Below are 7,902 nucleotides of genomic sequence, written 5' to 3' on the forward strand. Positions count from 1 at the left end.
ACCGCGGTCGCGCCGGCCGCCGGCGCCGCCGGCAGCCCGGTGACCGCCGCCATCCCGGGCGGCGCACCGCGGCCGGGCTGGACGTCGGACGTGTGGGAGGTCGCGCCGTTCGCGCTGAACCAGGTCACCCTGGGCGACGGCATCTACAAGGAGAAGCGCGACCGGATGCTCAACTACGCCCGCAACTACCCGGGCACCGGCGACGTGCTGGCCGGGCCGGACCGGATGCTGCACCTGTTCCGGGCCAACGCGGGGCTGCCGGCGCCGGGCACCTGGCCGGGCGGCTGGGACACCCCGAACCACCTGCTCCGCGGCCACTTCTCCGGCCACTGGATGACGATGCTCGCGCAGTGCTGGGCCGCCACGGGCGAGGAGATCTTCCTGACCAAGCTGGACTACATCGTCGCGGAGCTGGCGAAGGTCCAGGACGCCCTCGACCAGCGCAACCTCGGCCGCGTCCCCGGCAGGTTCGGCAAGGCCGTCAGGCTCAGCGACCCGCACCCGAACCAGTTCGTCACGCTCCCCGGCGGCCTCACCGGCGACGTCACCGATGTCACGTTCGCCGCCTGGGTGAACCCGGGCGCCAGCCAGACGAACGCCCGCATCCTCACCCTCGCGACGAGCACCCGCGCCTACCTGGCCCTCACCGCCCGCGTCTCCGCCGACGTCGGCCCGCGCTTCGCGATCACCGTCGACGGGCCCAACGCCGAGCAGCGCATCGACACCGCCACGCAGCTGCCGCTGAACACCTGGTCGCACGTCGCCGTCACCCTCCAGGGCGGCACCGGGCGGCTCTACGTCAACGGCGTCGAGGCCGGCGTCAACACCGCCATGACGATCACCCCGGCGGCCCTCGGCGCCACCGTCAGCAACTGGATCGGGCGCTCCACCAGCAACGACCACGCGCTGCTCAACGCCGCCGTCGACGACGTCCAGCTGCACGGCCGCGCCCTGACCGCCGCGGAGATCCAAGCGCTGGCCGGCGCCACGACCGACCCCACCGGCGGCGTCGACGGCAGCGGCCTGCTGGCCCGCTGGACCTTCGACGACGAGGGCGAGACCGCGCCGGACGCCTCGGGCCACGGCCGCGACGCCACCATCGTCGGCACCGGCTACCCCGGGTACCTGGCCGCGTTCCCCGAGGGCCAGTTCATCCGGATCGAGCCGCCGATGGTGCAGCCCAACAGCGGGCCGAATGCCGTCTGGGCGGTGTGGTACACCCACCACAAGATCATGCGCGGGCTGCTCAACGCCTACGACCTCACCGGCAACGAGGACGCGCTGCCGATCCTGTTCCGCATGGGCGAGTGGGTGTACAACCGGCTCAGCCGCATCTCCCCCGCCGACCGTGATCGCATGTGGAACACCTACAGCGCCGGCGAGGCCGGGTCGATGAACGAGGTCATGGCCGAGCTCGCCGCGCACACGACCGACGCCGCGCAGCGCGAGCGGTTCCTCGAGGCCGCGAAGATGTTCACGTTCAGCACGCTGTTCACCGCCACGATCAACGACGTCGACCAACTCAACGGCCGGCACGCCAACCAGTACATGGCGCCGAACATCGGCTACCTGCGCATCTTCGAGCACACCGGCGAGGAGCAGTACCACACGGCGGCCCGCAACTTCTGGGGCATGGTGGTGCCCCACCGCACGTTCAGCAACGGCGGCGCCGGACGCAGCGAGCATTTCCGGGGCCGCGGCGACATCACGTCGGGGTTCACGTCGAACAGCGACCCGCGGCACGCCGAGACCTGCTGCGCCTACAACATGCTCCGGCTCACCCGGAACCTCTTCTTCCACGAGCCCGAGCCGGCGCTCATGGACTTCTACGAGAAGGCGCTGCACAACCAGATCCTCAGCTCGCGCCGCGACGTCGACAGCGTCACCGCCACCGAGGTGACGTACCACCAGAACATGTGGCCGGGCCGGTCGCGGCGCATCGGCAACACCGTGGAGTACAGCCGGTACGGCGGCAACGGCAGCTGCTGCAACGGCACCGGCGTCGAGAGCCACACGAAGTACCAGGAGACGGTGTTCTTCCGGTCCGCCGACGGGTCGGCGCTGTACCTCAACCTGTTCATCCAGGCGACGCTGACCTGGCCGGAGCGCGGCTTCGTCATCGCGCAGGAGACGGCGTTCCCGGCCGTCGGCTCGACGCGGCTGCGGTTCGTCAGCGGCAGCGGCGCCCTGGACCTGAAGCTCCGCGTCCCCGGCTGGGCGAGGCAGGGGTACGCGGTGGCCGTCAACGGCGTCGACCAGGAGGTCGAGGCGACGCCGACGTCGTACGTCACGATCAGCCGCAGCTGGAAGGCGGGCGACGTCGTCGACGTCTCGATGCCGCTGAGTTTCCACGTCGACAAGGCGATCAACGACAAGTCCGTGCAGTCGATCATGTACGGGCCGACGCTGATGGTCGTCCGCGACGCGACCCCGAGCTACCGCGAGTTCACCTTCTTCCCGCACGTCGGGCTGGACGGTGACCTCGCCGCGGCGATCCAGCCGACCGACGCGTCGATGCACTTCACGACGCACGGCTTCCTGCTGGCGCCGTACTACGTCGCCGACCCGGTGCCCGGCGAGTTCAACGCGTTCCACCCGTACGTGAAGCGCGTCGAGCCGGAGGTGGTGTTCCGGTCGCAGCGCACCGGCGTCCCCAACGACGCCATCCGCGACGCCGAGGGCGAGACGTTCCTCGACCGGGTGTGGGAGGCGGCCCCGTTCGCCGACCACGGGACGTTCGTCCGGCGCGTCGAGGCGGTATCGAAGGAGTGGGCCGACGCCGGCCGGCACAACCGCCAGCAGCGCCAGGCGATCCTCGTCGCCGCCGCCCGCGCCCAGAGCGAGCTGTAACGCACACAGACGGCGGGTGGATCACCGGCGACCCAGAACCCCGGTGATCCACCCGCAGCCATCCGCCTCAGAACTGCTCCTCCTCCGTCGACCCTTTGAGGGCCAGGGTGTCGCTCGACGGGTTCAGCGCGGTCGCGACCAGGTCGAAGTAGCCGGTGCCGACCTCGCGCTGGTGCCGGGTCGCGGTGTAGCCGAGCCGCTCGGCGGCGAACTCACGCTGCTGCAGGTCGACGTACGCCGTCATCGCGCTCTCGGCGTACCGGCGGGCGAGGTCGAACATGCCGTAGTTGAGCTGGTGGAACCCCGCGAGGGTGATGAACTGGAACCGGTAGCCCAGCTCGGCGAGGTCGCGCTGGAAGGTCTCGATCTCGGCGTCGTCGAGGTGCGCCTTCCAGTTGAACGACGGCGAGCAGTTGTAGGCCAGCAGCTTGTCCGGGTACTGCTCGCGCACCGTCTCGGCGACCTTGCGGGCCAGCGCGAGGTCCGGGGTGCCGGTCTCGACCCACAGCAGGTCGGCGTACGGCGCGTAGGCCAGCGCCCGGGCCAGCACCGGCTCGACACCGGAGCGCGTCCGGTAGAACCCCTCCGGCGTCCGCTCGCCGGTGAGGAACGGCTGGTCGATCGGATCGACGTCGCTGGTGATCAGCTCGGCGGCCAGGGCGTCGGTGCGGGCGACGATGATGGTCGGGACGCCGGCGACGTCGGCGGCCAGCCGGGCGGCGTTGAGCGTGCGGATGTGCTGCGACGTCGGCACCAGCACCTTGCCGCCGAGGTGGCCGCACTTCTTCTCCGAGGCCAGCTGGTCCTCGTAGTGCACGCCCGCCGCGCCGGCCGCGATCAGCGCCTTGGCCAGCTCGTACGCGTTCAGCGGGCCGCCGAACCCGGCCTCGGCGTCGGCGACGATCGGGGCCAGCCAGTCGAACCCGGGGTCGGCGCCCTCGGCGTAGGTGATCTCGTCGGCGCGCAGCAGCGCGTTGTTGATGCGGCGGACGACGGTCGGCACCGAGTTGACCGGATAGAGGCTCTGGTCCGGGTAGGTGTTGCCGGAGGTGTTGCCGTCGGCCGCCACCTGCCAGCCGGACAGGTAGATCGCCTTGAGCCCGGCCCGGACCATCTGCACGGCCTGGTTGCCGGTGATCGCGCCCAGCGCGGCCACGTGCTCGGGCTGGTGCAGCAGCTCCCACAGCCGCTCGGCGCCGCGGCGGGCGAGCGTGTGCTCCTCGCGGACGCTCCCGCGCAGCCGCACGACGTCCTCGGCGGTGTAGGTGCGGCGCACGCCGGACCAGCGGGGGTCGGTCGCCCACTGCTCGGCGAGGGCGGCGGCCTCGGCGGCCTGACGGTCCGCCGGCGTGGCGCCGGTGCGGGGGTCGGGGTCGAGTGTCGTCGTCATGCTCACTCCCGGTTCGGTGAATTGCTGACGTCTTCCACCGTGCTGGCGACGTAGGCGCCCGATCCACCGCTAAGCTGGGTGAAGATTCGCCGAATTTCACTAGCAGGGAAGTCATGGCCGATCTCGACCTCGTCACCCTGGGGCGCCGCATCCGGCACGCCCGGAAGGCCGCCGGGCTCACGCTCGGCGCACTCGCGTCCGCCGTCGACCGCGCACCGTCGCTGCTCTCGCAGATCGAGAACGGACGGCGGGAGCCGCGGCTGACGCTGCTGCAGGCCATCGCGACGGCGCTCGGCGCCGACGTCGCCGACCTGATGAAGCCGGAACCGCCGTCGCACCGGGCGGCGCTGGAGATCGCGCTCGAGCACGCGCAGGCCGACCCGCTCTACTCGTCCCTGGGACTGCCGCACGTGACGGCCGGCAGCGCCCTGCCGACGGACGTGCTCGAGTCGCTGGTCGGGCTGCATCGCGAGCTGCGGAGGCGGGCCACCGAGCAGGCCGCGACCCCCGAGGAGGCCCGCCGGGCCAACGCCGAGCTGCGCCGGCAGATGCGCGACCGCGGCAACTACTTCGCCGAGATCGAGCAGGTCGCGGCCGGCATCTCCCGCGCCGTCGGGCACGACGGCGGACCGCTCACCGAGCGCGGCGTCGGCGAGCTGACGACGCACCTGGGCTTCACCCTGCATCGGGTCGCCGACCTGCCGCGCGCCACCCGCTCGATCACCGACCTCGAGGACCGCCGCATCTACCTGCCCGCGACCGGCCGCGGCGGGCACGACCCACGGACCATCGTGCTGCAGACGCTGGGCCACTTCGCGCTGGGCCACCGCGAGCCGGCCGACTACGCCGACTTCCTGCGCCAGCGGGTCGAGACCAACTACTTCGCCGCGGCGCTGCTCATGCCCGAGACGGCGGCGGTGAGCTTCCTGCAGCGCGCCAAGGCCCGGCGCGAGCTGGCCATCGACGACCTGCGCGACGTGTTCGCCGTCTCGTACGAGACGGCGGCGCATCGGTTCACCAACCTCGCCACGCACCACCTCGGGCTGCCGGTGCACTTCATGCGGGTCGGCGAGGACGGCGTCATCTACAAGGCGTACGAGAACGACGACGTCACGTTCCCCGCCGACGTCACCGGCGCCATCGAGGGCCAGCTGGTCTGCCGGTTCTGGGCCGCTCGCGCGGTGTTCGCCGCGCCGGACCGGTACGCCACCCACCACCAGTACACCGACATGGGCCGCGGCACGTACTGGTGCACGACGCACGTCGAGAGCACGCCGGAGGGCGACTTCGCCATCGACATCGGCGTGCCGTACGCCCACTCGAAGTGGTTCCAGGGCCGCGAGACCACCGTCCGGGCCACGTCGGGCTGCCCCGACCCGTCCTGCTGCCGCCGCCCGCCGGCCGAGCTGGCCGGCCGCTGGGCCAGCCGCGCCTGGCCCAGTGCGCGGGTCCACTCGCACCTGCTGGCAGCATTGCCTCCGGGTACGTTCCCCGGGGTCGACGACACCGATGTCTACACCTTCCTGGAGCGACACTCCGAAGCTGGAAGCGCTTAACCGGACATTCCTCCGGAATCTGGTGACAGACTCACAAACTGTCGGTAGGTTCTGCTGTTACTCGGCCGGTGCGATCCACCGGCTCCGGGCGACAGAGGGGATCCGCAGTGACGAGTCAACCCAGCCGACGCGCCGTCCTCGCGCTCGGCGCCGCCATCGTCGTGACCCCCGTGGTCACGACCGCCGCCAACGCCGCCGGCGACCCCGTCCGGCCGGTCACCCGGCTCAGTGCCGCGTTCGCCGCGGCGGCCCGCCGGCACGGTGTCCCGCGCGACCTGCTGGTCGCGCTCTCCTACACCGTCACCCGCATCGACGACCACGCCGGCCGGCCCAGCCAGGCCGGCGGCTACGGCGTCATGCACCTGATCAGCAACCCGGCCACCAACACGCTGGGCACGGCCGCCGCGCTCACCGGCCGCGGGGTCGACGAGCTGAAGACCGACGTCGCGGCGAACATCGACGGCGCCGCCGCACTTCTGCGCTCGCTGGCCGACGACTCCGGGCTGTCCGCCGCCGACCGCGGCCGGATCGACGCCTGGTACGAGCCGGTCGCCCGCTACTCCGGCTACGCCGACGCCTCGGTCGCCCGGCTGGAGGCCGACACCGTCTACGAGACCCTGGAGCGCGGCCTGGCGCTGCAGGCCGGCGGCGAGACGTTCACGGTCGCCGCACGCCCAGTGGCCCCGCGGTACGGCGCGTTCGCCGGCGTCCCCACGCTGGACCAGCGGTTCGCCGTCATGACCGACGACTACCCGCCGGCCCGCTGGGTGGCGGCCAACTCCGGCAACTACCGCGTCGCCAACCGCCCGAATGACTACGCCATCGATCGCGTAGTCATCCACACGGTCCAGGGATCGTACGCCGGCTGCATCTCGTGGTTCCAGAATCCCAGCGCCAACGTGTCAGCCCATTACGTCATCCGCTCCTCCGACGGCGAGGTGACGCAGATGGTGCGCGACAAGGACGTCGCCTGGCACGTCGGCACCACCAACAACCGCTCCATCGGCATCGAGCACGAGGGCTGGGTGACCGACCCCGCCTGGTACACCGAGGCCATGTACCGCTCGTCGGCCGCGCTGACCCGGCACGTCTGCGACCGGTACGGCATCCCGCGTGACCGGACGCACATCATCGCGCACAGCGAGGCGCCCGGAGCGACGCACACCGACCCCGGCCCGAACTGGGACTGGAACCGGTACATGGGCTACGTCAACGGCGGTGGCGGCGAGCCCTCGTGGAGCGTCGTCGTCGACAACGGCGGCGCGTTCACGGCCAGCGCCAACTGGGTGACGGCGTCGGCGCCCGGCCAGTACGGCAGCAACCACCGCCACGCCCAGCCGGTGCTGGCCAGCGACCCGGCCTGGTTCAGTGCGACCATCCCGGCGGCCGGCACCTACCGGGTCGAGGTCTGGTATCCGCAGGACCCCGCCAACAACTCGCGGACGCCGTACATCGTCGCCACCGCCAGCGGCAACCAGACCGTCTACGTCGACCAGCGCAGCAACGGCGGCCGGTGGGTCAGCCTCGGCACGTTCTCGCTGGCGGCGGGCAGCCGCCAGGTGGTCGGCGTCAGCCGCTGGACGTCGACGGCCGGCTCCATCGAGGCCGACGCCGTCCGCATCTCCCGCTGAGCCCGTCCCGGACGGGGCACCCCGGCGCCCCACGGTCGCCGACGCGGCCGCCCGCCCCCCCTCAGCACCCCCCACCCGAGTTGATCTTGGAGAAATGCCGGTATCCACCGGACATTTCGCCCAGCATTGGCGGCATTTCTCCAAGATCAACGAGAGCGGGGCGGGCGGTCAGCCGCGGGCGATGGCCCAGGCGCGGATGGTGTCGATGCGCTCCTGGATCTCCGCCGCCGTCGCCAGCGCCGCGGGCGGGCCGCCGCAGGCCTTGCGCAGCTCGGTGTGGATGACGCCGTGCGGCTTGCCGGTGCGGTGGTGCCAGGCGCCGACCAGCCCGTTCAGTTCCCGCCGGAGCACCGAGATCTGCTCGAACATGGCGGCGTCGCGTTCGCCGTGGGCGTCGGCGGCCCCGCCCGAGCCGCCGCCGTCGCCGTCGGCCCCCGCCGTCGTCGCCGCGGCGCGGGCCGCCTGCTGCTCGGCC

General features: G+C 72.0%; 4 protein-coding genes and 1 pseudogene. 3 read left to right on the forward strand and 2 right to left on the reverse strand.

The features are described 5' to 3' along the window. On the forward strand, positions 1-2,850 hold a 2,850-nt coding region (locus DY240_RS11895; RefSeq protein ID WP_119660107.1), incomplete at its 5' end, for a beta-L-arabinofuranosidase domain-containing protein. 67 nt (positions 2,851-2,917) lie between these two features. Here DY240_RS11895 and aceA read toward each other — a convergent pair. Continuing rightward, a complete protein-coding gene (gene aceA / locus DY240_RS11900; RefSeq protein ID WP_119660108.1) occupies positions 2,918-4,240 on the reverse strand; it encodes an isocitrate lyase in 1,323 nt (440 codons plus the stop codon). Between the two features lie 113 nt (positions 4,241-4,353). Between aceA and DY240_RS11905 the strand changes: the two genes are divergently transcribed. Further along, complete coding sequence (locus DY240_RS11905; protein WP_119660109.1) at positions 4,354-5,796, forward strand: helix-turn-helix transcriptional regulator; 1,443 nt, start codon at positions 4,354-4,356, stop codon at positions 5,794-5,796. A 107-nt stretch (positions 5,797-5,903) separates the two neighbouring features. Continuing rightward, entirely contained in the window at positions 5,904-7,427 is a 1,524-nt protein-coding gene (locus DY240_RS11910; RefSeq protein ID WP_119660110.1) for a golvesin C-terminal-like domain-containing protein, read from the forward strand. A gap of 168 nt (positions 7,428-7,595) precedes the next feature. Here the strand turns inward: DY240_RS11910 and DY240_RS32815 are convergent. Further along, positions 7,596-7,902: pseudogene (locus tag DY240_RS32815) on the reverse strand (ATP-dependent helicase); the annotation flags it as partial.

The organism is Jiangella rhizosphaerae, from assembly GCF_003579925.1.
Classification (GTDB): domain Bacteria; phylum Actinomycetota; class Actinomycetes; order Jiangellales; family Jiangellaceae; genus Jiangella; species Jiangella rhizosphaerae.

Bases quoted from the DNA above. Each gene is read 5' to 3' on its own strand.
- DY240_RS11905 (WP_119660109.1), top strand. From the start codon at position 4,354: ATGGCCGATCTCGACCTCGTCACCCTGGGGCGCCGCATCCGGCACGCC.
- aceA (WP_119660108.1), bottom strand. From the start codon at position 4,240: ATGACGACGACACTCGACCCCGACCCCCGCACCGGCGCCACGCCGGCG.